The sequence below is a fragment of the Hartmannibacter diazotrophicus genome, assembly GCF_900231165.1.
Taxonomy (GTDB): Bacteria; Pseudomonadota; Alphaproteobacteria; order Rhizobiales; family Pleomorphomonadaceae; genus Hartmannibacter; species Hartmannibacter diazotrophicus.
Window position 1 is genome coordinate 1,336,182 of record NZ_LT960614.1, and the last position, 21,974, is coordinate 1,358,155.

The following is a 21,974-nucleotide window of genomic DNA, read 5'->3' on the forward strand; positions in this document are numbered from 1 at the left end:
TCGCGCGTTTCCTCGAAGGTTCCTTTTCCCGCAATACCTCTCAATCCCACTCGACATCGAAGCGGCGCACCAGCGTATCGATCTGCTCCGAACTCAGGAACCGCGCGCCGAGACCACGGGTGAGCAATGTCAGCTTTGCAGTCTCCTCCAGTTCCTCCATCGCGTAGACGGCTGCCTCCAGATCCTTGCCCGCGACGACCGGTCCGTGATGGGCGAGCACCACCGCGCTGCGACGGCCGGCAAGGCCCCGGATCGCGTCGCCCATCGCCGGATCGCCCGGCATGTAATAGGGCAGGAGCTTGACCTTGCCGAGCCGCATGATGCCGTAGGCGGTGAGAGGCGGCAGCAGGTTGTCCGGGTCCGTGTCCGGCAGGACGGAGAGGGCGACCGAATGGGCCGAGTGCAGGTGGACGACGGCGCCGGCCTTTGCCCCCCGCGTCTCGTAGAAGGCGCTGTGTAGCGGCATTTCCTTCGTCGGCTTGTCGCCGGAAACGAGCGTCATCGAGGCATCGAAAAGGCTGAGCCGTGACGGATCGAGACGGCCGAAGCTCGACCCGGTGGGCGTCACCAGCAGCCGTCCATCCGAAAGCCGGGCCGAGATGTTGCCGCTCGACCCGCCGGTCAGCCCCCGGTCGTAGATGGACTTCGCCATTTCGCAGATCTGCTCGCGCAGGCGCGCTTCCTCGCTCATCGCTCGTCCAGCCTTTCGAACGCGTCGGTGAAGAAGGTCTCCTTGCCGAAGTTGCCGGATTTGAGGGCCAGCGCCACCGGCTCGCCGGAAATCTCGGCGAACGTCCATGGAACTCCGGGCGCGATTTCCGCGTCGACCGCAAGGCGGCTGACGCCAAGCGCCTTCGTGACCGCTCCCGATGTCTCGCCGCCGGCAACGACGAACCGGCGCACGCCATGCGCAAAGGCGTCGACGGCGATGTCTGCCAGCGCCTCTTCGACGATCTGGCCCGCGCGGCCGACACCGAGCGCCTCCTGCGCTGCGCGGACCTCATCGGGCTCCGCCGTGGCATAGATGAGCGGCGCGCGTCCGGATGGCTGGTCGGCAAGCCAGGCCCGCGCCGCCGCCGTGCCGTCCTTCGCCAGCGCGAGAGGGTCAAGCTTGAAGCCCGGCGCCCGGTCCAGATAGGCCGCGACCTGTGCCCGGCTCATCGCCGAGCAGCTGCCGGAAAGAACGACGGCCTTCTCCGCAATCGGGGGATGGTTCGCCTCGCCGCTGTCGCGCGAGAGCAGCCCGTCCTCCCGGTAGAGGGTGGGTAGCGGCCGGGCGATGGCGCTGCCGCCCGTTACCAGCGTCATGTCTTTGCAGGCGCGGGCGATGGTTTCGAGGTCGGCATCCGAGATGGCATCGGTGATGACATGCGCAATGCCGTCGTGACGAAGCTGCGCCAGATACCCCCCCAGCGCCGTGGGGCCTGCGGCGACAACGGCCCGGTCGGCCAAACCGACCTTGCCCTCCACCTGAGGATCGAGAAGACGCATGAGATTGCTGTCGCGCATCGGCGTCAGCGGATGGTCCTTCATCGGGCTTTCGGAAAGCAGCTGCCGGCCGACGAAGAGGTGGCCCATGTAGACGCTGCGCCCGTTTTCCGGGAAGGCGGGACAGTAGATCGTTTGCTCCGCGCCAAGGTCGGCCATCAGCGCTTCGGCGACGGGACCGATATTGCCCTCGGGCGTACTGTCGAAGGTCGAGCAGTATTTCCAGAAGAACCGCCGGGCGCCGGCCTGCCGCAGCCAGGCAAGGGCCGCACGGCAGTCGCGGATCGCCTCGTCCACGGGCGCTGTCCGGCATTTCAGGGCGATGACCTCGAAGGGGGCGCAGTCCTCGGGACGGGCCGGCTCGCCCGGCACGCCGATGCGGAGCGAAACCTTGGCTCCGCTTCGCGCCAGAAGCCCGGCAAGGTCCGTTGCGCCGGTGAAATCGTCGGCGATGCAGCCGAGCAGCGTCGTCATGACGCCTTGTCCTTCTCCGGCGCGCGGCCGGGCGCCGGCATGCCGACCTTGTCGGCCAGCATCTTGGCGAGCATTGCGTCGTCCTCGCGGCCCATGCCGGCCGCGCTTGCTTCCTGGAAAAGCGACAAGGCGGCCTCGGTGATGACGGTGGGAAAGCCGAAGGCGGCCGCCTCGTCCCGCACGATGCCGAGATCCTTGACGAAGATGTCGACCGCCGAATGGGTCGCGTAGTCGCCGTCGACGATATGAATGCCCCGGTTCTCGAACATCCATGAATTGCCGGCGCTGGCGCTGATCACCTCGTGCATGGTCTTCAGATCGATGCCGAGCCGTGCGGCGAGCGTGATCGCCTCGGCGGCCGTCGCCATGTGCACGCCCGCGAGCAACTGGTTGATCATCTTGACCCGCGCCGCCGTGCCGACCTCTTCGCCCAGCCGGAAAACGCGGGCGGAAATGGCCTCGATCGCGGGGGCAATGGCGTCGAAAGCGGCGGACGGTCCTGAGGCCATGATGGTGATTTCGCCGGCCGCGGCCCGGACGGCACCGCCCGAAACGGGCGTGTCGAGGGCGACCATACCGGCCGCTTCGAGACGCCTGGCGATGGCAATTGCCGCGCTTGGCGCAACGGTCACGCAGTTGGCGAAGATGGTGCCGGGGCGGGCCGTCGTGACCGCGCCATTGTCGCCGAAGAGCACCGCTTCGGCCTGGGCCGCGTTGACGACATAGACAAACACGACATCAGCATCCGCGACGGCGTCTGCCGGCGAGGCGAAAGCCTTGCCGCCCTCGGCGTCGAAACGCGCGAGCACATCGGGCCGGATGTCGACCCCTCGGGTGGGTAGGCCGGCGCGCAGCAGGGAGACGGCCGCCCCCCAGCCCATGGCACCAAGGCCGATCACGGTCGAGGTCAACGGCTTGGACATGATGGCTCCCCCAGCCTTTGGTCAGGCACAACGGGTTTGCCCGCAGGCCGACATGGCGATGTGTTTGTTGATCAGGTCCGGTATCCAGACCAGTTTCCGTCCAATAGACTGGGAGTGCCGTGGATTGTCAATCCATGCCTGCTGCACGGCTATGCCGCTGGCCTCCGGCAGAGCCAATGCCGTCAGGCCCGAACATGAAGAACCCCGGTCCTGCGTTGGCAGGACCGGGGTCATTCAAACAAACAGGAACGGAATGTCAGTGACGCGACATCCAGCGGTCGATTTCCTCCTCGACCTCTTCCTTCGTCTTGCCGTATTCGGCCTGCAACTTGCCGGCCAGCTTCTCACGGTTGCCGTTGATTTCGGTGATATCGTCGTCGGTCAACTTGCCCCACTGGGCCTTTGCCGAGCCGGTCATCTCGCGCCACTTGCCTTCAATCTGATCCCAATTCATGTCGAAGCTCCTTCCTTGTCTTTTACTTCGACCATAAAACGTCGGGACCTGCCGAGAAGTTCCGCGCCCTGTGCCATGAGCGCGGGCATCCGGTCGACAATGGGGCTCGGCTGTTCAGCCGAAGAGGCGGGCGAAAAGGCCCTTCTTCGGCTCGGCCACGGGAACCTTGGCCGCCGCGTCCTTCATGACCGTCGCAACGGTGACGTAGGTCTCCGTCCACGCATCCTTGAGTTCCGGCGTCCAGGCGTCGCCAAGACCTTTTTCGAGCGTGTAGAGCAGCGTCGATCCGACCGTGTCGTAGTGCTCCGGCTTGACGCCGTAGGCGACATGCTTGGCGCCGAGTTCCTGCACCACCGGCAGGATGGTCTGGACCTGATGCAGGTTCTGGACGGCAACGCCCAGCGTCTTCATCAGCTTGCCCTTCTGGTCCGACATGTCGGCCGGAAACATCGAGCGAACCTCGGGGGCCACTTCGAAGAGGCGGTTGTAGAAGATGTCGGCGGCGGCGTCGGCGATCGGAGCGACTTTCTGGAAGCTCTCCTGGACGAGTTTGACTTGTTCGGGGGTCATGTCGGGATCCTCTTGGGTCTCATGGCATCGGCCTTGCGGCAGTTGGCGTCGGGGTGCCCCGCGGCTGGGAGAACCGCGGAGCGGAATGTTTCCTTCTGGCGGCGATCAACTGTCGACGGGAATGCGAATCACGACACCGCCCATCACGTCATCGAGCTTGAAGTCGGTCTTCGGCGAATCCTTGTGAGAATTGTGGCAGGAGACGCAGCCCTTGGCGACGGCGACATCGGCATACACGGCGGTGAAATACTTTTGCCCGCCGAGTTCTTCTTCGCCGTAGTAGGCCTCTCCCGGATTGTCGTTGACGAATTCGAGGCCTGCCTTCTCGACATCGGTGCGCGGGCCGTTCTGCTTGTTGATCGGCCAGAGCGATAGCAGTGAGTAGGAGAAGGCGTCGGTCTTGTCGGCGACCAGTTCCGCGCCGAAGCGGAACATCTGCGCCGGCAGCGGCGCGGCGACGTCATCCTCGAAGAACTCGGACGCCTTGATGACCTTGTGGTCGATCGTCAGGCGCCCGATGATCATCTTGGTGTAGACCTCGCGGTCGGAGGCCATCACCGCATGCAGCATGTCGGTGACGAGCTTCGGCTCGATGCCGTCCGCGAACACGGTGTTCGAAAGTCCGACCAGCATGCCGGCACCGACGGTGGTGCCGACGAGTGTCTTGAATACGGTCCTCTTCATCACTATCCCCTCCTGATTGCACCTAGTGTGCGATAGTGCACGGGGAAGACCCTGGGGTTTGGCGATCACTTGGTCTTCTCCGTGCGGCTGACTGCCCAATCGATGCTTTCGATGTGCAGCGTTGGATGCCCGTTGAAATTGCTGGCAACGAGCCCCGGGTCGGCAAGCGCGTCGAGCGAGTACTGCAGGCTGTGACAGCTGAGGCAGACCGGCCGGATCATCTTCTCGTTCGGGCGCAGGGTTGTGTTCTGATTGTGCTCGGTGGTGACGCCGCGCCGGCTCTCGATCTTCGGCATGTGGCAGTCGGCGCAGGAAACCCCGCTTCCCGGCTCGCCCGTTCCGACAAGCTCCGCCTGCCAGAGCCGGTAGTGCGGCGAGGTGAAATAGGCACGGGTGTGGTCGTCGTCGTGGCAGGAGGCGCAGGCCTCGACGGCCGCCACCTTCAGGTCCACCTCGTGCGGCTTGTGACAGGCGTTGCAGGTGCCGGTCATGCGGTCCTGGGCGTCCGGCTTCATCGGGATTAGCGCCTCCGAAACCGGCATGGCGCCGAGCGGTTCATCCTTGAAGACTTTGGCCGCAACCTCGGTGAGGACGCCGAGATCCGGTGCGTCCTCGCGGGGGCCGGGCAGCTTCGGGTGGAAGCGCATGCCATGCTTGCCCTCGCGGAAGCTGGCGGCCTCGGGCTTGTGACAGCTCTGGCAGACGTCGAGGCCGGGGCTTTCGATCCAGTTCGCCGCGATCACAGCAACGTCGCCGGCCTCCGTGCCCTCCAGCTTCGGCGCATGGCAGCCGGCGCAGTTGACGCCGCCGCGCGCGTGCCCGGAGCCCGCCCAGGCGGCAACGGCCTCTTGGGTGAGCAAGGCCGGCGGGGCCACGGCATCGCCGGCAAGAAGGACCTTGGCGAGCGCCTCCTTGGCGGCCTCCGCCGGGTCGTCGCCATCGTCGGACTTGGCCTTTTCCAGATAGGCGGTCAGTGCCGCGAGCGGATCGTCGCTCTTCATGGCCGTCAACACGGCCGGAACGGCCCGGCTCTGCGCGGCAAACGGCATCACCGGATGGTCTGCGAAGTCCGGCATGCCGGCATGCTTGACGAGGAATTCCTCGTAGAGCGCCGTGTTGTCGTGGAAGTTGTGGCACCCGGCGCTGGCGCATGAGGTGAACTCGAGGCCCTTGTGGGTCGGCCGCTCCTTTTCGATGTCGTCGTGGCAGGCGAGGCAGTAGTCCATCGGCTGGGTGACGGCGATCGCGCGGGTCACCTCCGGCACGTGCTCGGCGTGGCAGGTGGTGCAGAAGAGGGCGTCGAGCTTCTCGCGCCGGTCGGCGTTGCGCGGGTCGCGGAATTTCTTCACCGGGTGGGAATCGTTGGCAAGCTTCAGCTCCGCCTCGTGGCAGGTGAGGCAGGCCTTGTTCATGTCCTTCTCGACCTTCGCCTTGTCGGCGAAGAAGCCGGAGGTGTGGCAGGCACCGCATTCCATCTCGATCTGGTGATGCGCGCCGGTCGTCTTGCCGATCAGCAGGAACTGCCGTCCGCCGCCGACGAAGACGATGCCGGCGACCGCCGTGCCGGCAACGAGTGTTGCCAGCAGCCAGATGGTCCAGAGGAGCTTGTTGGCGGGAAGACGCAACACCGGACCTCAGTAGCTGTAGACGGCGAGAATGTGGGCGAGGATCAGGACGGGCAGGGGCCAGAGCGCGAGGATGTGGATCCAGGTCGGTAGCTTCTGCGGTGCGCTCTTGGACCCGACGAGATCGCGTTCCCTGAGTTCGTGCTCGCCGCCAGTGACGAGACCGGCGAGAGCGCCGAAGAGAAGCGCCGTCAGGAAACTCGCCATCAGCCAGAAATTGAGGTTCGAGCCGAGCCGGAAGCCCGTATGCCAGACGAGCACGCCGGCGGCGGAAAGACCGATGGCAAGATGGACGAGCCGCCAGCCGTTGTAGCCGCCAAGTTTGGAGAAGAGCCGGATGCGCTTGCGCAGGCCGAGGATCGCGGCGGCGGCCGTCAGGCCAAGCAGGATATAGCCCGACCATTGCTTGAAGATCGTGTCGAACCAGAGCTTGGTCAGCAGTTCGCCGATGACGAAATGCTCCGGCAGGGCGATGCGCGGCAAGGTCCAGGAGGCGAGCGCCATGATGCCGGCCGCCGAGGAAAGGCCGACCAGCCATTTCCACCACCGGACCGGTTCCGGTCTGGCGTCGCCCGCTCCCAAAAGATCCTGCACGTGCATGGTGCAGGTGCCGCAGACCGAATTGGCGCTGGTGGCGCTGCGCACCTCGTCGAGGGTCGTCGCTCCCATGGTGACCGCATCGAGGATCGCGCCCTTGGTCACCCCGGTGCAGTTGCACACGATCGCCTCGCGCGGCCAGGCTCCAGGACCGTCCTCCGCCTCGCGCCAGAGCCGCCCGGTGCGCGAAAAGGAACGCAGGGTCAGGAAGCCGATCCGGGCGCGGCGGGTGACGGCCTGCTGCAACCGCGTTGCCTCCGGCCAGTCGCCGACGCCGAGCGCGGCGACGATCCGTCCACGGTCGACGAAGAGGCGGCGATAGAGACCCTGCTCTGCATCTGCGAAGACATGACTGCCGACGCCCGGCTGCTGCGCGATCGACTCAAAGTCGCCGATGGAGAAGACGTCGACGCCGAGGATCTTGAGCTTGGTGGCAAGCACGGACCCTTCATAGGGCACGGGCTGACCCGTGATCGAGGCGGCAGCGGCGATCGCCTGGTCGAAGCCGGGGCCGACGAGCCCGTAGACCATGCCGGCATGCTCGGCGCATTCGCCGACGGCATAGATGTCCGGATCGGATGTCCGCATTTCGTCGTCGACCATGACGCCGCGATTGAAGTGAAGGCCGATCGCGGAGGGAAGCTGGGTGTTGGCACGCACGCCGGTGCACACGATCACGGTGTCGGCGGCAAGGCTGCTGTCGTCGCCAAGCGTGACGCCCTCGACGCGCGCCGTACCGTCGATCGACTTGATCCGCTCGCCGGTTCGGACCGTGACGCCGAGTGCCTCGATGCGGGCCTTCAGGGCCGCGCCGCCAGCTTCGTCGAGCTGGCGCGGCATCAGGCGGCTTTCATGTTCGACGACGGTGACATGGGCGCCGCGCCGGCTCATGCCCCGCGCGGCTTCAAGGCCGAGCAGCCCGCCGCCGATGACGATCACCTTCCGGGCGGACATCGAGCGGGCGATCAGCGCCTCGGTGTCGGAAAGGTTGCGGAAGGCGTAGACGCCGGTGAGATCCTTGCCCGGAATGCCGGGAATGAAGGCGCGCGAACCGAGCGCCAGCACCAGCTTGGAATAGTCCATCGTCCGGCCGGTGGAGGTCAGGATCCGATGGTTCTCGCGGTCGACGTCGACGATCGAGACGCCGTCGTAGCGGTCCACGCGTCCGGGGCCGGGAAAGCGTTCGGGCAGGTTGACCTGGCCGAGCTGGGAATCGCCGGCCAGCAGCGGCGTCAGCTTGACCCGATTGTAGGGTTTCCAGCGCTCGGCATTGAAGATGACGACCCGCTTGCCCTTGCGCGAGAGCTCCTGCGCGATGCGCACGCCAACGGGACCGGCACCGGCCACGATCACGGGGGCATCCGGTGCCGCGGTGATAGCACCGGCGTCGACGAACGCCGGCGGCGCCACGTCGGGCGTAATATCGATGCCAAGGGATGCGGCCATGGTCATGGAGCAGTCTCACCCAGGGTTCGTCAGATGGGAGGGGTCCGAAAACGCCACCGTCCGTGCGCGACCGGAAAGGGTCGGCACGACATGTGGCAGCGTTGCCTTTTTGGGACGCCCCCCGTTGGGCGAGACCTCGACGACCCGGCCTTGGGTGCGATGTCGCAGAGAAGGAAGCAAAGGTTGGGCCACCGGTTGGGTGGCTTAAAAACTATAATGATTTCAAACTGGCGTCGTTATGCCGGCTCATTCGGCTGGCAGGCCGGCGCTGCCAAAACATGCAGACGACCTGTGCATTCCGGTCAAATTGCGAGCAATTTAGCATTTGCCGATTTTCTGGGCTTTCGAGCAATCGGTCGAACGCGTTGGCGTCGTGACCCGATGCGAAAAGGCCCGATCCTGATGGGACCGGGCCTTCGAGGGGGCTTGTTTTCATTGAGGAGCAAGGGGGGAGGGGACGTCCTCGATGTTTATCTGCCCCAAGATGCGGCGATCAGGACGACTTGTGCGCCCGAAGCATCCAGATGGCCTTCTCATGCGCGCCGATGCGTTCGGTCAGCATGTCGTGGGTGACGAGGTCATGCATGTCCTCGGCCGCCTCCGCGACTTCACGGGCCTTGCGGGCGCACTCCTCGTGGGTGGAGGCCAGCAGTTCGAGCATTTCGTCTGCCGAGGCCGACGGATCGACCTTGAAGCCCTTCGGGCTGAGGACGGTGCCGTTCTTCGAGGGCACATGGTAGCCAAGCGCGAGGATGCGTTCGGCCAGTTCGTCGATGGCGGCGAACAGCGCCTGATACTGCTGCTCCGTCAGCGTATGGATCGAAAGGAAGGCGCTGCTGCGCACGTTCCAGTGCACAATCTGCGTCTTGATCAGCAGGCTGTAGCTGTCCTCGAGAATTTCGGAGAGCTTTTCGCTGATCTGCTTGCGGTTCTGGTCTGTCAGACCCGTTTTCACGCCCTTGGCATTGTCAATCTTGGTGACGTTCGTCGCAGAGGCTTTCATGACGATCTCCCGGTGTTTCTTGTTGGAAGTCTGGATGTGCGGGTAGAACGCGTCGGCCTCGGCGAGGTTCCGGCCATCATTTCCTTTCGCGGGCGCTGCGTCGGTGATCGTCATCCGCCTGTGACAGGTCAATTTCCGGCTGCTACTGTCGCTCCGCAGGCGATCAGGAAATGAAGCAACGGCGGGACGATGAGCGAAGAGATTGGCGAGCTTGAAGACCTCGGCACCGGGTCCGGCGCCCCCCGGGAGCGCAGCCTGACGCTGGAGCAGGCGATCGGCACCAAGATCCGCCAGTACCGCAAGCAGCTGGAAATCACGAGCGCCGAACTGGCCGCTGCCGCCAAGGTTTCCTCGGGCATGATGTCGAAGATCGAGAACGGCCAGATTTCGGCGTCGCTTTCGACGCTCAATGCCGTTTCAAGGGCGCTCAACGTGCCGCTGTCGGCGCTCTTCGCCGGCTACGAGGAACGGCGCGACTGTTCCTATGTGAAGGCGGGGCAGGGGGTCGGTATCGAGCGGCGCGGCACCAAGGCGGGCCATCACTACCAGCTTATCGGCCGCTCGCTCGGCTCCGACGTGGTCGTCGAGCCCTTCCTGATCACGCTCACCGAGGAGGCGCGCCCCTACGCGGCCTTCCAGCATGCCGGCCAGGAAATGATCTACATGCTGACCGGCAAGGTGGTCTATCGCCACGCGGACAAGACCTATCTCATGGAGCCCGGCGACACGCTGTTTTTCGATGCTGCCGCGCCCCATGGACCGGAAGATCTGCTGGAGCTTCCGATGACCTATCTCTCGATCATCATCTACCCCAAGGAGTGAGGCGAGCCCTGAAGCACAACGCGTTCAAGCGAATGCGCATGAACGAGAACGTTATGCTTCATTTTCAAGAGCATAGAGCGGCGTGAACGGCGCTCATATGAATCCACATGACCGCACGCCGCTCTACTCGGCCGCCTCCTGCTGCTCCGGCCGTTCTCCGGTCCATTTCAGGATCGGATGGCGCGCCGCCCGCGTCTCGTCGAGGCGCCGCCGGGGCGCGTGGATTGGAGCGGCCTTGAAGCTTTCGGCATCGCCCGCCTTGGCACGGGCGACCAGAGACCGCAGCGCGCCGACGAACTGGTCGAGACCGGCCTTCGATTCCGATTCCGTCGGTTCGATCAGCATGGCCCCGTGGACGACCAGCGGGAAATACATGGTCATCGGGTGGAAGCCCTCGTCGATCATCGCCTTGGCGAAGTCGAGCGTGGTGACGCCGGTTCCTTCCAGGAAGCTGTCGTCGAAGAGCGCCTCGTGCATGACGTGGCGGTCGCCGAAGGGCAGGGACATGACGTCCTTGAGCCGCGCCTTGACGTAGTTGGCGTTGAGCACCGCGTCCTCGGCGGCCTGCTTCAGGCCGTCCGAGCCGTGCGACATCATGTAGGCGAGCGCCCGCACAAACATGCCCATCTGGCCGTGGAAGGCGGCGATGCGCCCGAAGGGCGTTGCCGTGTCGCCGGCCTGCTTGCGGGTTTCGATGAACTCCGCCTTGCCATCCGCATCGAAGCGCACGAAGGGCACCGGCGCGAAGGGGGCGAGCTTCTCCGACAGGACGACGGGGCCCGCGCCGGGGCCGCCGCCGCCGTGCGGCGTCGAGAAGGTCTTGTGCAGGTTGATGTGCATGGCGTCGACGCCGAGATCGCCCGGCCGCACCTTGCCCATGATGGCGTTGAAGTTGGCGCCGTCCGCGTAGAAATAGGCGCCCGCCTCATGCACGGCCTCGGCGATGGCGACGATGTCGCGCTCAAAGAGGCCGCAGGTGTTGGGGTTGGTCAGCATCAGGGCGGCGACATCGGACGAGAGCTTCGCCTTCACCGCCTCAACGTCCACCGTGCCGTCCTCGCGCGCCGGGATGGCGACGACCTTGTAGCCGAGGAGGGCGGCGGTCGCCGGGTTGGTGCCATGCGCCGATTCCGGCACCAGCACGATGGACCGGGATTCGCCGCGCGCCGTGAGGGCTGCCTTGATCGCCATCATGCCGCAGGCCTCGCCATGGGCGCCGGCCTTCGGGCTCATGGCGACCGACGACATGCCGGTGAGTTCCAGCAGCCAGCGTCCGCAATCGGCGATGAGTTCGATCGCGCCGGGAACGGTGGCAAGCGGCTGCAGCGGATGAACGTCGGCAAAGCCCGGCAGCCGCGCCATCTTCTCGTTGAGACGCGGGTTGTGCTTCATCGTGCACGAGCCGAGCGGATAGACGCCGAGGTCGATGGCGTAGTTCTGCCGGCTGAGGCGCACGTAGTGCCGCATCGTCTCCGGCTCCTTGAGGCCGGGCAGGTCGATGGGAGTCTTGCGGGCGTGGGCGCCGAGCCGCGAGGCAACCTTGGGCGTTTCGGGCACGTCGACGCCAGTCACGTCATTGCGGCCGACCTCGAAGATCAGGCCGTCCTCGATGTCGAGGCCCCGGTTGCCGGTGAAGGTCTCGACGTCCGTGCCAGTGGTGGCCGAAGGAGCGGTCGGCCGGCCGATGCTGTTCATGGTCATGCCAAAACCTCCTTCAGAGCCTCGACCAGGGCCTCGCGGTCCTCGTCCGTATTCAGTTCCGTCGACGCGACGACGATGAGGTCGTCGACGCCCTCTGCCGCCCATTCGAGCCGCGAGACCGGCACGCCGGCGAGGATGCCCCGTTCGGCGAGACGGTCGACCACATCGGCGGCCTTGTCGGAAACGCGGATGGTGAACTCGTTGAAGAAAGTCCGGTTCAGCACCTCGACATCCGGCAGTTCCGCCAGCTTGTCCGCGAGGAGGACCGCGTTGGCGTGGTTGGCCTTGGCCAGCCTTTCCAGCCCCGTGCCGCCAAGCAGCGTCATGTGGATGGAGAAGGCCGTCGCGCAAAGACCGGAGTTGGTGCAGATGTTCGAGGTCGCCTTGTCGCGGCGGATGTGCTGTTCGCGCGTTGAAAGCGTCAGCACGAAGCCGCGCTTGCCGTCGGCATCCACCGTCTCGCCGCAGACGCGGCCCGGCATCTGGCGCAGGAATTTCTCGCGCGTCGCAAAGAGGCCGAGATAGGGGCCGCCGAAATTGAGCGCGTTGCCGATGGACTGGCCCTCGCCGACGACGATGTCCGCGCCTTGCGAACCGGGCGGCTCGATGGCGCCGAGTGCCACCACTTCCGTGAAGACGGCGATCAGCAGCGCGCCATTGGCATGCGCCTTCTCGGCGATCGGGCGAAGGTCGATGAGTTCGCCGTAAAAGTTGGGGCTCTGGACGACGACGCACGAGGTCTCGCCGTCGATCCGGGCAAGGATGCCCTCGGTGCCGTCCACATCCGGCGGCAATGCGTCGACCGAATCCTCGGCCATGTCGCTGACCGTCTGGACGACGGCGCGATAATGCGGATGCAGGCCGCCGGAGAGCACGGCCTTGTTGCGGCGTGTCAGGCGATGGGCCATCAGCACGGCCTCGGCGGTCGCGGTCGAGCCGTCATACATGGAGGCATTGGCGACCTCCATGCCGGTGAGCCGGGCGACCTGGCTCTGGAACTCGAACAGCACCTGCAGCGTGCCCTGGGAAATCTCCGGCTGGTAGGGCGTATAGGCGGTGAGGAATTCCGAGCGCTGGATCAGGTGGTCGACGGTCGCCGGCACATGATGGCGATAGGCGCCGGCGCCGACGAAGAACGGCACCGAGCCGGCCGAAACATTCTTCGCGGCAAGTCGGGAAAGCTGGCGCTCGACTTCAAGCTCGCTCTTGGCGCGCGGCAGGTCGACGAGGCTCGTCAGGCGCTTGTCGGCCGGAATGTCGGCGAAGAAATCGTCGATCGAGGCCGCACCGGCCGCCGCCAGCATCGCGCTGCGATCATCGGGGGTCAGGGGGAGATAGCGCATGGGGAAACCTCGCTCAGAGGCCGGCGACGAAGGCGTCGTAGGTGGCCTTGTCCATGAGGCCATCCAGTTCGGCCGGGTTGGCAAGCGTCAGCTTCATGAACCAGCCGTCGGCCTCCGGTGAGGCATTGACGGTCTCGGGTGCATCGGCAAGAGCGGTATTCGCCTCGGTCACCGTGCCGGTTACCGGGGCATAGACCTCGCTCGCCGCCTTGACGGATTCCACCACGGCGGCCTCGTCGCCCTTCTTGAGAGCCTTGCCCACCTCGGGCACCTCGACGAAGACGATGTCGCCGAGCTGGGCCTGCGCATAGGTCGTGATCCCGACGGTGGCGGCCTCGCCGTCGACGGAGATCCATTCGTGGTCTTCGGTGAAATAGACGGTCATGATGATGTCCCTGGTCGAAATAGGTCGTGGATCAGGATTTGGGTTTGCGGAAAAAGCGGTTCGGCACGAAGGGCAGGGCGGTTACCTCGGCGGCGAGCGGCTTGCCGCGCACGATGAGATTGACCGCCGTTCCGGGCGCCGAGAAGGCGGGCGGCACGTAGCCCATGGCGATGGGCCCGCCGACGGTGGCGCCGAAGCCGCCCGAGGTGACGATGCCGATGACATTGCCGTTCGTGTCCTGGATTTCGGTGCCCTCGCGGGCCGGCGCGCGGCCCTGCGGCTTCAGGCCGACGCGAAGGCGCGAGGGGCCGTTGGCGATTTCGCCGGCGATGCGCGTAAAACCCGGAAAACCGCCTTCGGTGCGGCGGCGCTTCTGGATCGACCAGAGAAGGCCTGCCTCGATCGGCGAGGTCGTCTCGTCAAGCTCGTGACCGTAGAGGCAGAGCCCGGCCTCAAGGCGAAGGGAGTCGCGCGCGCCAAGACCAACGGGCTTGACGGCGGCGTCGGCCATCAGCAGCGACCAGAGCGCCTCAGCCTTGTCGTCGCGGACCGAAATCTCGAACCCGTCCTCGCCCGTGTAGCCTGAGCGGCTGACGTGGCAGTCGATCCCGCCGATGGCAATGGGGCCGGCCGACATGAAGGCCATGTCGGCGACATTGGCGCCGAGCCGCGTTAGGACGAGGACCGCCTCCGGACCCTGCAAGGCGACGAGGGCGCGATCCTCAACGATCTGAAGGCTCACGGATGAAGGCAATCCGCCTTGGAGAAGCGCGAAATCATCGGCCTTGCACGACGCGTTGACGACGAGGAACAGGCGGCCGTCGTCAGCCGGATCGGCAGAGCGATGGACCATCAGGTCGTCGATCATGCCGCCGGCTTCGTTGAGGAACTGCGTATAGCGCTGCGCGCCGGGCGCAAGGTTGAGCATGTCGGCCGGCACGAAGGCTTCAAGCGCCTTGGCAGTGGTCTCATGGTCCGGCCCGACGAGAAAGGCCTGACCCATGTGCGAGACGTCGAAGAGGCCGGCGTGCTCGCGCGTCCAGGTGTGCTCGGCAAGAATGCCCTCGTATTGCACCGGCATGTCGTAGCCGGCGAAGGGCACCATGCGTGCGCCCAGCGCGACATGAGCCGCATGAAGCGGTGTCCGCAGGGGAAGGTCGTGCTCGGAAGTTTCTGCTGGCAGGGCCATTGTCAGGATCCGTCGGTCAGAGTGCGTCATGGTCCCATGCATTGGAACCAACGCCCCCTCTGTCATGGACCTGAGAGATTCCCGGTCACCCGTTCGGGCAGATCCGGTTTCGCCTTCGGTGAACAGCCGTGCATTGCACGCGGCTGCTGCTTTCCAGAGTTCAGTCGAGGCTGCCGCGGTCCATTTGCCTGAGAGTTTCCGGGGCGGTTGCTCCTTCGGCGCCGTTGTCGAACAGGAGCCTTGCCCTGCTGCCAACGATCTCTCCCGCGTAGCCTGCTAATTGGAATGATCAATTATATGATCGGCGTTGTCAATGGAAACTGCGCTGACATTCCAATGCGCAAGCGCCGATGAGCCGTGTCCGGCCCGGAGGATGAGGATCGGGTCGGCCAACGCCAACCGCATGGCCCGGATTTTCGGGCGAATGCACGATCCGCATCGCCGCATGCGGAAGGTGCTCGTCTTGATGCGGACGATATCTTGTCGCCGGCACAACACGATTTTCTGAAGGGCAAGTTCCGGATGATCAGCGTGTATCGGCGCAACGAGCAGGGGCGTGCGACGACGCAAACAGCGTTCTGACGACGCTGCTCAAGTCGCTGACAGGGCGGTCATCCCATGCGCTCAAGCAAAATTCAATCGGGCGGCCGCGAACTCGGACACTCCTGTCCTCAATCGATCGCGGCGCCCGAAGAAACGGCGGGCGTCCGGCCTATTTGCCGCTCTCGTCGAAGCCGATCAGGATCTGCACGGCGCCGCTCGTCTTGTCCGGCGGAATGGAGATGCCGTCGACGACCTGGGTCCAGAGGGTATTGGCATCGGTTGGCGTCGCGGAAGCGGGGATCTTGAAGAGTTGCGAATAGAGGACCTCGCTGCCGTCGCGCAGGACGACGACACGCAGCGGCAATGTCGCGGATGCGGGGGTGCCCGTCGGACCCAGGATGAAATGGCCGCCGATGCCCACCTTGATCGCCGTGTTTCCATCGGCGGGATTGGTGTGGCACTCGCGCGCCGTGTCGGTGATCGTCGCCTGATAGCGCAGCGCCTTCGGGTCGCCGTCCTTGCCGCGCTCATAGGAGGTGAGGACATTCGTTCCGTCGCGGACCAGCACGTTGGGGCAGATGGCGACGACCGCGAACTGCTGGCGAAGCTTGGCCTCTTCTGCGGGCGTCACGTTGCCCGGAATGAGAGACCGGACCGACTTGCCGGAGCAGCCCGACAACAGGGCGGCTGTTACAAGGACAAGGGCGGCGAACGCGGGGCGACGGACAATAGAAACCATTCGTGACACTCCTCCTGGCAGCGCCTATAGCAGAGGCGCGCCGACTTGGCGACCACTTGCATACATCGCGCTGCAGGGGGCTGTGGAGGACCGCACGTGCGGCCGCCGCCTTGCCTGCCTGGCCAGCGGCCTCTTGACAGGTTGAGCGACTGACCGCCAATACGGACGGAACAGTGATCAGGTGGCCGGCTCTGACCCGGTCATGACCCGGTCATGCCTGACGGATCAACACTCGAGGCTCGATGTGACCCTATCCGCGACCAAGTCTCCGCTGACCATCAAGCTTTGCGCACCGCGCGGCTTCTGTGCCGGCGTCGACCGGGCGATCCAGATCGTGGAACTGGCAATCGAGCGCTTCGGTCCCCCCGTCTATGTGCGCCACGAGATCGTCCACAACAAATACGTGGTGGAGGAGCTGCGCCGGAAGGGCGCCGTCTTCGTGGAGGAACTCGACGAGATCCCGGTGACCGAAAAGCCGGTGGTCTTTTCCGCGCACGGCGTGCCGAAGTCGGTCCCCGCGGCGGCGAGCGCCCGAGACATGTTCTTCCTCGACGCGACCTGTCCGCTCGTCTCCAAGGTGCACCGCGAGGCCGAGATTCACTTTCGCCGCAACCGGCACATCATCCTGATCGGCCATGCGGGTCATCCGGAAGTGATCGGCACCATGGGCCAGCTTCCCGTCGGCGCCGTGACGCTGGTGGAAACGGAAGCCGATGCCGAAACGGTCACGCCGCCGGAGGGCAAGGAACTCGCCTGGATCACGCAGACGACGCTCTCGGTGGAGGACACGCGTGCGGTCGTTGCCGTGCTCACACGCCGTTTTCCGGGCATCCACGCCCCGCACAAGGACGACATCTGCTATGCCACCACCAACCGGCAGGAAGCGGTCAGCCAGATCGCGCCGGACGTGGAGGCAATGATCGTCGTCGGCGCTCCCAATTCCTCCAATTCCCAGCGTCTGCGCGAGGTGGCCGAGCGGGCCGGCTGCGCCCATGCCGTGCTGATCCAGCGGGCCGATGAGATCAACTGGGAACGTCTTGCCGGCATTCGCACGGTCGGTATCACGGCGGGCGCCTCGGCGCCGGAAGTGCTGGTGGAAGAGGTCATCGACGCCTTTGCCGAACGCTTCGACATCACGGTCGAGACGGTGCGGACTGCCGACGAGACCATTGCCTTCAACCTGCCGCGCGAATTGCGCCAGCCCGCAGCCGAGTGACCGGAACCCGATATGGCGGTCTACACCGATGTTTCCGACGAGGAACTGGCCGCTTTCGTGGCCGGCTATGATCTCGGCACTCTCGTCTCCTTCAAGGGCATCGCGGAGGGGGTGGAAAATTCGAACTTCCTGCTGCGCACGCAGGCCGGCCAGTACATCCTGACGCTTTACGAGAAGCGGGTGAACGAAGGCGATCTGCCGTTCTTCCTGGGTCTCATGGACCATCTCGCCGCCAAGGGTCTGAATTGCCCGACGCCGGTCAAGGCGAAATCCGGAGAGGCACTCGGGCGCCTTGCCGACCGGCCGGCGGCCATCGTCACCTTTCTCGACGGTATGTCGGTGCGTCGGCCGCGCGTCAGCCATTGCACTCAGGTTGGCGAGGTGCTGGCGGATTTTCATGCCGCGGGCCGCGATTTCGACCTGACGCGCGAGAATGCGCTGTCGGTGTCTGGTTGGCGACCGCTGTTCGACCTGTCGCGCGAGCGGGCGGACGAGGTCCTGCCGGGGCTTCGCAACGAACTGGAACGCGAACTCGACGCTCTGGAGGCGTGCTGGCCGCGCGATCTGCCGACGGGTGTGATCCACGCCGATCTCTTCCCCGACAACGTTTTCTTCCTCGGCGAGACACTGTCGGGGCTGATCGACTTCTATTTCGCCTGCAACGACCTGCTCGCCTACGATCTTGCCATCTGCATCAACGCGTGGTGCTTCGAGCCGGATCGCCAGTTCAATGTCACCAAGGCAAGGGCGATGGTCGCCGGTTATCAGCGCCGCCGCCCGCTGAGCAAGGCCGAGCAGGAGGCATTGCCGCTGCTGGCCCGGGGCTCGGCGCTGCGATTCCTCCTCACCCGCCTCTACGACTGGCTGAGCGTTCCGCCGGGCGCGTTGGTGGTGCCGAAGAACCCGTTGGAATACCTCTATAAACTGCGCTTTCATCGCGATGTCACAAGTCTTGCTGCCTATGGGGTCGCATGATGAGCGGCGGTGAGGACGCAAAAACCGTGGTGATCTATACGGACGGGGCCTGTTCCGGAAATCCGGGACCCGGCGGCTGGGGCGCAATCCTCACCTATGGCGAGAAAACGCGCGAGCTTTGCGGCGGCGAGGCCCAGACGACCAACAATCGCATGGAGCTGACCGCGGCCATCGAGGCGCTCGACGCCCTGAAGCGCTCCTGCAAGGTCGAGCTTCACACCGACAGCCAGTATGTGAAGGGCGGCATCTCCGGCTGGATCCACAACTGGAAGCGCAACGGCTGGCGGACCGCAGACAAGAAGCCGGTCAAGAATGCGGATCTCTGGCAGCGCCTCGAAGAGGCCCGTGACCGGCATGACGTTAGCTGGCACTGGGTCAAGGGCCACGCGGGCCATGACATGAACGAGCGGGCCGACGAGCTTGCGCGCAAGGGCATGAAGCCGTTTCTCAAGTCTTCCGCCCGCGCTGCCGGGGGCGTTGCCGATGAATGATCATTCGCAGGCCTTTGCGGACCGCCCCGACCTTCTGACCGGCAGCGAGACCGGAAGGACGCTCGTCGTCGCCAATCCCATATCCGGGACATTCCACCGGCGGCGGCTGGAAAAGATGATCGCTCAACTGCGCGCGAAGGGCGTCGCGGTCGACCTTCACCTGACGTCGCGGGCCGGGGAACTCAGGACGCTTGCGGAGACGCTGCCGGAAGACGTAACGACACTGGTCGTTGCCGGCGGCGACGGCTCGCTCAACGAGGCGGTCAACGGTCTCGTGCGCCGGTCGGGCAGTCCGCCGGCTCTGGCGGTTCTGCCGTTCGGCACGGCCAATGTGCTCGCCCGGGAACTGAAGCTGCCGTTTCACGCCAGTCCGATCGCGCGGATGCTGCGCCGCCGCCGCCTGGCGCCCCTCCATCTCGGCCAGATCGGCGACCGTGCCTTTCTGCTGATGGCCTCGGCGGGCTTCGACGGCGCGGTCGTTCATGCGGTAGATCCGGCCTTGAAGCAGCGCTACGGCGCTCTGGCCTATGCCTTTGCGGCCCTACGTCTGGCAATGGCGCGCAAGGGCAGGGACGTGTTGGTGGATGCCGACGGCGAACGGATCGTGTGCCGGATTGCCGTCGCAACGACCGCCCGCTGCTACGGCGGGCCGATGTCGATCACCACGAAGACCGGCGTGACCATGCCCGGCCTGCGCCTCGTGACGCTCGCCGACGACCGCCCGCTCACCCTGCTGAAGGCGGCGGTGATGCTCGGCCTCGGGCGGCTTGACCGTCTCGCCTCGGTGGGAGACCGGCCGATGACGGAAGTCCGGATGTCGGGGCAGGGGATCGCCATGCAGATCGACGGCGATGCCATGGACACAACCGACGCTCCGATCCGGGCCCATCCCCGTCTTCTCAGCGTGGTCGTCCCCTGATCAGACCGGTTCAGGGTCCAGCCGGGCGGATTCCTCGGCTTCTTCCTCGGTGCACAGAACGATCTGGCAGTGGCAGTCCTCGTGCGGCTCAAGCGCGGCGAGCGCACGCTCGGCAACCGGCGCCTCGGCTCCGGATCGCTTGACCATCATCACGGCATCCACCTGGCTGACGAGCGGACGCAGGGCCCGTTCGTTGCCGGTCGGCGGTGCGTCGAATACGATGACTTCGGCGTATCCCCTCAGCAACTCCATGAAATCGAGGAAGTCCACATCGCCAAGGCGGGCGATCGCCTTCTTGCTGGACTGGAAGTCGCCGAGCGGAAGGATCGACAGCGGCACATTCTTCTGCAGTTGCAGAGCTTCGAGCAGTTCGGCATTGCCGTCGATGACGTCGGCGAGCGTCGGTCTTTGCGTGGCAGCTTCGGGCTCGCCATTGGTGATCAACAGCGTCTCGAACCCTGAATTGGCGGCGCTGCGGGCAAGGCTCCGCGCGACCGCCGCATGCGGGGCCTTCGCCGTGGCGCCGGCCACGAGAATGAACTGGCGCGGGATCGCATCGTTGCCGGCACCGGCAATCAGATCCATCCAGGGCCGGACGATCTCGCCGATCGGATCGGCATGGGCCCAGTCCCGCGTTTCGCGATTGGCGGCCGCCGACAGGGAATAGGGCGCCTGTTGACCTGCAGTGCCGTCGGCAACCCCGGCCTTCTCCCGCAGCTTCGAAAGGTGTGCGAGGAAACGTTCCTTCCGGCTGCCCGCCGGTGTCTCTGCTGCGCGCTCGGTCTCCGCCGCGCGCTCGGTCTCCGCCGCGGCGAACCGGCTCTTCTGGTCAGGCGCCTCCATCGTCGGTTTTGCCGCAGGCTCCGCCCGTTTGGGGGCCGTTGCCTCGGCCGTCTCCCGTCGGCCGGCCCGGTCACGCTCTGGCGCCGGCGGCGGCGTTCTGCCGCCGTTCCGGGTCTTCGCCGCGCGGCGTTTGAGCAGTCCGGCCGTCGTGAGGGCCTCGCCGAGAAGCGCCGAGCCATATCCGCCGGCGACGCCCAGCATCAGGCCGCCGATGGCGACGATGATCGGGCTGAAGCGGGTGGACTTGAGTGGCGGCGTCGCCGGCGAGACGACGCGGGCCTCGGAATTTTGCAGCGAACTCTGCTCATTGGCCTGCTTGAAGCGGGAGAGGAACTCTTCGTAGAGCCTGCGGTTGGCGTCAGCCTCCCGCTCGAGAGCCCGCACCTTGACCAGCGCTCCATCGGTATCGGAGGCCCTGGACTCAAGCGAAGCGAGTTGCTTTTCAAGGGCGAACTGCTGTTCGCGCGCGGCATTCGCGGCGCGCTCCGCCAGCGAGATCTGGCGATTGAGTTCCGCCGTGATCTGCTTTTCCGTACTGGAAAGCTGCGCCTTGAGCGCCAGGAGCTTGGGATGCCGGTCGCCGTAGATGAGGCTCTGGTCGGCGATCTGGCGCTGGATTTGCGCATGCTGCAGGCGAAGATTGGAGATGACGGACGACCCGGACGTATCGGCGCCCGTGTCGGCCAGCGGATTGCTGGCGTTGTCGCGGGCCTGCTGGTAGCGCGCCAGCGCCTGTTCCGCATTCGACCGCGCGAGGGCCACCTGCTGTACCAGATCGCTCATCTCCCGTTCGCGAACGGTCGTCGAGTTGCCGGCGTCGACGATGCCATATTCGGCGCGGGCGGCCGCAACCGCCGCTTCGGATGTGTTCACGGCGTTGGCGAGGCTGGACAGGCGTTCCTTCAGCCAGTCGGCGGCCTCGGTCGCCGCCTGGATGCGGGTGCCCGTCTGCTGGGACACGAAGGTTTCGGCGACCGCATTGGCATAGAGCGCCGCCTTCTCGCGATTTTTCGACGTAAACGTGACCTCGACCACATAGGTGATGCCGCGCCGCTCGATCGTCAGTTGCTTGGCAAAGCGGGAAAGGAGGGCGAGTTCGGTCGGAGCCTTGCCGGAGAGAAAGGACTTGCTGTTGAATTCGGGATCGTCCGCGATCTTCAGCTTCTCGATCAACGGCCTCAGGAAGCCGTCCGACTTGGCGACCTGGACGAGACTTTCCAGCGCGATGGCATCGTTGCCGATGCCGGGCAGCACGTCCTCGTTGGCGGTGATGCGCGGCGTGCGCGGATCGACGAAGACGAGAGCTGTCGCGGAATACTTGACCGGCATCACGTAGTAGATGGCGAAGGCCAGGATGAGGGCGACGATGGAGAACTTGACCGCCCGCCAGAAATAGGTCGACAGGAAGCGCAGAAGGGCTAGCGGATCGATGAGACCGTCCGAGATGGTTGGCTCTGACTGCTCTGCAGCCGGGGACTCCCAATCGAAATTGTCCTGCCGACGCATGACTTAGCCCCTCACCAAATCCGATCAGGCGGAAGAGT

Annotated in this window: 20 protein-coding genes and 1 riboswitch; of the genes, 5 read left to right on the forward strand and 15 right to left on the reverse strand. The window is 65.4% G+C overall.

The genetic code is table 11. From position 1 onward, the window contains the following. Positions 1-40: 40 nt before the first annotated feature. The 9 genes from otnC to HDIA_RS06260 form a co-directional block, all read right to left on the reverse strand. The gene (gene otnC, locus HDIA_RS06220) at positions 41-691 is read right to left on the reverse strand and encodes a 3-oxo-tetronate 4-phosphate decarboxylase (protein WP_099555351.1); all 651 of its coding nucleotides are present in this window, start codon (positions 689-691) and stop codon (positions 41-43) included. After that, entirely contained in the window at positions 688-1,962 is a 1,275-nt protein-coding gene (gene otnK, locus HDIA_RS06225) for a 3-oxo-tetronate kinase (RefSeq protein ID WP_099555353.1), read from the reverse strand. The genes otnC and otnK overlap by 4 nt, the downstream gene beginning before the upstream one ends. Beyond that, complete coding sequence (gene ltnD, locus HDIA_RS06230; protein WP_099555355.1) at positions 1,959-2,885, reverse strand: L-threonate dehydrogenase; 927 nt, start codon at positions 2,883-2,885, stop codon at positions 1,959-1,961. The genes otnK and ltnD overlap by 4 nt, the downstream gene beginning before the upstream one ends. 256 nt (positions 2,886-3,141) lie before the next feature. Then, positions 3,142-3,339, reverse strand: a complete 198-nt coding sequence (locus HDIA_RS06235) for a CsbD family protein (RefSeq protein WP_099555357.1) — start codon at positions 3,337-3,339, stop codon at positions 3,142-3,144. Positions 3,340-3,453: 114 nt separating this feature from the next. After that, complete coding sequence (locus tag HDIA_RS06240) at positions 3,454-3,909, reverse strand: globin family protein (protein ID WP_099555360.1); 456 nt, start codon at positions 3,907-3,909, stop codon at positions 3,454-3,456. Between the two features lie 105 nt (positions 3,910-4,014). After that, complete coding sequence (locus HDIA_RS06245; protein WP_099555362.1) at positions 4,015-4,593, reverse strand: Tll0287-like domain-containing protein; 579 nt, start codon at positions 4,591-4,593, stop codon at positions 4,015-4,017. Between the two features lie 65 nt (positions 4,594-4,658). After that, positions 4,659-6,221 (reverse strand): ammonia-forming cytochrome c nitrite reductase subunit c552, encoded by a 1,563-nt coding sequence (locus tag HDIA_RS06250; RefSeq protein WP_157775372.1) that lies wholly within the window; start codon positions 6,219-6,221, stop codon positions 4,659-4,661. A 6-nt stretch (positions 6,222-6,227) separates the two neighbouring features. After that, positions 6,228-8,267 carry an FAD-dependent oxidoreductase gene (locus tag HDIA_RS06255; protein WP_099555366.1) on the reverse strand — a complete coding sequence of 680 codons (2,040 nt, stop codon included), beginning with the start codon at positions 8,265-8,267 and terminating at the stop codon, positions 6,228-6,230. Between the two features lie 487 nt (positions 8,268-8,754). After that, a complete protein-coding gene (locus HDIA_RS06260) occupies positions 8,755-9,264 on the reverse strand; it encodes a Dps family protein (RefSeq protein ID WP_099558742.1) in 510 nt (169 codons plus the stop codon). A 189-nt stretch (positions 9,265-9,453) separates the two neighbouring features. On the opposite strand from HDIA_RS06260, the gene HDIA_RS06265 reads away from it, so the two are divergent. Next, on the forward strand, positions 9,454-10,086 hold the full coding sequence (locus HDIA_RS06265) for a helix-turn-helix domain-containing protein (RefSeq protein WP_099555368.1): 633 nt from the start codon (positions 9,454-9,456) through the stop codon (positions 10,084-10,086). A gap of 123 nt (positions 10,087-10,209) precedes the next feature. Here the strand turns inward: HDIA_RS06265 and gcvPB are convergent, their stop codons facing one another. From gcvPB to HDIA_RS06290, 5 genes are all read right to left on the reverse strand, one after another. Further along, the gene (gcvPB, locus tag HDIA_RS06270; protein WP_099555370.1) at positions 10,210-11,787 is read right to left on the reverse strand and encodes an aminomethyl-transferring glycine dehydrogenase subunit GcvPB; all 1,578 of its coding nucleotides are present in this window, start codon (positions 11,785-11,787) and stop codon (positions 10,210-10,212) included. Then, positions 11,784-13,130 (reverse strand): aminomethyl-transferring glycine dehydrogenase subunit GcvPA, encoded by a 1,347-nt coding sequence (gene gcvPA / locus HDIA_RS06275; protein ID WP_099555372.1) that lies wholly within the window; start codon positions 13,128-13,130, stop codon positions 11,784-11,786. The genes gcvPB and gcvPA overlap by 4 nt, the downstream gene beginning before the upstream one ends. Positions 13,131-13,143: 13 nt before the next feature. Continuing rightward, the gene (gene gcvH, locus HDIA_RS06280; RefSeq protein ID WP_099555375.1) at positions 13,144-13,515 is read right to left on the reverse strand and encodes a glycine cleavage system protein GcvH; all 372 of its coding nucleotides are present in this window, start codon (positions 13,513-13,515) and stop codon (positions 13,144-13,146) included. A gap of 31 nt (positions 13,516-13,546) precedes the next feature. Continuing rightward, complete coding sequence (gene gcvT, locus HDIA_RS06285) at positions 13,547-14,704, reverse strand: glycine cleavage system aminomethyltransferase GcvT (RefSeq protein ID WP_099555376.1); 1,158 nt, start codon at positions 14,702-14,704, stop codon at positions 13,547-13,549. A 166-nt stretch (positions 14,705-14,870) separates the two neighbouring features. Next, positions 14,871-14,981: riboswitch (glycine riboswitch) on the reverse strand. Between the two features lie 435 nt (positions 14,982-15,416). Next, entirely contained in the window at positions 15,417-15,986 is a 570-nt protein-coding gene (locus HDIA_RS06290; protein WP_099555378.1) for a hypothetical protein, read from the reverse strand. Between the two features lie 244 nt (positions 15,987-16,230). Between HDIA_RS06290 and ispH the strand changes: the two genes are divergently transcribed. Genes ispH through HDIA_RS06310 form a run of 4 tightly spaced genes read left to right on the forward strand, consistent with a single transcriptional unit; the run spans position 16,231 to position 19,587 of the window. Next, positions 16,231-17,202, forward strand: coding sequence for a 4-hydroxy-3-methylbut-2-enyl diphosphate reductase (gene ispH, locus HDIA_RS06295; protein ID WP_245884185.1), 972 nt, complete (start codon positions 16,231-16,233; stop codon positions 17,200-17,202). Between the two features lie 12 nt (positions 17,203-17,214). After that, positions 17,215-18,177 carry a homoserine kinase gene (locus HDIA_RS06300; RefSeq protein WP_099555381.1) on the forward strand — a complete coding sequence of 321 codons (963 nt, stop codon included), beginning with the start codon at positions 17,215-17,217 and terminating at the stop codon, positions 18,175-18,177. After that, positions 18,177-18,668 (forward strand): ribonuclease HI, encoded by a 492-nt coding sequence (gene rnhA / locus HDIA_RS06305; protein ID WP_099558743.1) that lies wholly within the window; start codon positions 18,177-18,179, stop codon positions 18,666-18,668. Before HDIA_RS06300 ends, rnhA begins: the two co-directional genes overlap by 1 nt. Beyond that, complete coding sequence (locus HDIA_RS06310) at positions 18,661-19,587, forward strand: diacylglycerol/lipid kinase family protein (protein ID WP_099555383.1); 927 nt, start codon at positions 18,661-18,663, stop codon at positions 19,585-19,587. Before rnhA ends, HDIA_RS06310 begins: the two co-directional genes overlap by 8 nt. Here the strand turns inward: HDIA_RS06310 and HDIA_RS06315 are convergent, their stop codons facing one another. Further along, positions 19,588-21,936, reverse strand: coding sequence for an exopolysaccharide transport family protein (locus HDIA_RS06315; protein WP_099555385.1), 2,349 nt, complete (start codon positions 21,934-21,936; stop codon positions 19,588-19,590). Between the last annotated feature and the right edge of the window lie 38 nt (positions 21,937-21,974).

Excerpts from the sequence above, each read along its gene's own strand:
- otnC (WP_099555351.1), bottom strand. The coding sequence starts at position 691 with ATGAGCGAGGAAGCGCGCCTGCGCGAGCAGATCTGCGAAATGGCGAAG.
- otnK (WP_099555353.1), bottom strand. The coding sequence starts at position 1,962 with ATGACGACGCTGCTCGGCTGCATCGCCGACGATTTCACCGGCGCAACG.
- ltnD (WP_099555355.1), bottom strand. The coding sequence starts at position 2,885 with ATGTCCAAGCCGTTGACCTCGACCGTGATCGGCCTTGGTGCCATGGGC.
- HDIA_RS06235 (WP_099555357.1), bottom strand. The coding sequence starts at position 3,339 with ATGAATTGGGATCAGATTGAAGGCAAGTGGCGCGAGATGACCGGCTCG.
- HDIA_RS06240 (WP_099555360.1), bottom strand. The coding sequence starts at position 3,909 with ATGACCCCCGAACAAGTCAAACTCGTCCAGGAGAGCTTCCAGAAAGTC.
- HDIA_RS06245 (WP_099555362.1), bottom strand. The coding sequence starts at position 4,593 with ATGAAGAGGACCGTATTCAAGACACTCGTCGGCACCACCGTCGGTGCC.
- HDIA_RS06255 (WP_099555366.1), bottom strand. The coding sequence starts at position 8,267 with ATGACCATGGCCGCATCCCTTGGCATCGATATTACGCCCGACGTGGCG.
- HDIA_RS06260 (WP_099558742.1), bottom strand. The coding sequence starts at position 9,264 with ATGAAAGCCTCTGCGACGAACGTCACCAAGATTGACAATGCCAAGGGC.
- HDIA_RS06265 (WP_099555368.1), top strand. The coding sequence starts at position 9,454 with ATGAGCGAAGAGATTGGCGAGCTTGAAGACCTCGGCACCGGGTCCGGC.
- gcvPB (WP_099555370.1), bottom strand. The coding sequence starts at position 11,787 with ATGACCATGAACAGCATCGGCCGGCCGACCGCTCCTTCGGCCACCACT.
- gcvPA (WP_099555372.1), bottom strand. The coding sequence starts at position 13,130 with ATGCGCTATCTCCCCCTGACCCCCGATGATCGCAGCGCGATGCTGGCG.
- gcvH (WP_099555375.1), bottom strand. The coding sequence starts at position 13,515 with ATGACCGTCTATTTCACCGAAGACCACGAATGGATCTCCGTCGACGGC.
- gcvT (WP_099555376.1), bottom strand. The coding sequence starts at position 14,704 with ATGGCCCTGCCAGCAGAAACTTCCGAGCACGACCTTCCCCTGCGGACA.
- HDIA_RS06290 (WP_099555378.1), bottom strand. The coding sequence starts at position 15,986 with ATGGTTTCTATTGTCCGTCGCCCCGCGTTCGCCGCCCTTGTCCTTGTA.
- HDIA_RS06300 (WP_099555381.1), top strand. The coding sequence starts at position 17,215 with ATGGCGGTCTACACCGATGTTTCCGACGAGGAACTGGCCGCTTTCGTG.
- rnhA (WP_099558743.1), top strand. The coding sequence starts at position 18,177 with ATGAGCGGCGGTGAGGACGCAAAAACCGTGGTGATCTATACGGACGGG.
- HDIA_RS06310 (WP_099555383.1), top strand. The coding sequence starts at position 18,661 with ATGAATGATCATTCGCAGGCCTTTGCGGACCGCCCCGACCTTCTGACC.
- HDIA_RS06315 (WP_099555385.1), bottom strand. The coding sequence starts at position 21,936 with ATGCGTCGGCAGGACAATTTCGATTGGGAGTCCCCGGCTGCAGAGCAG.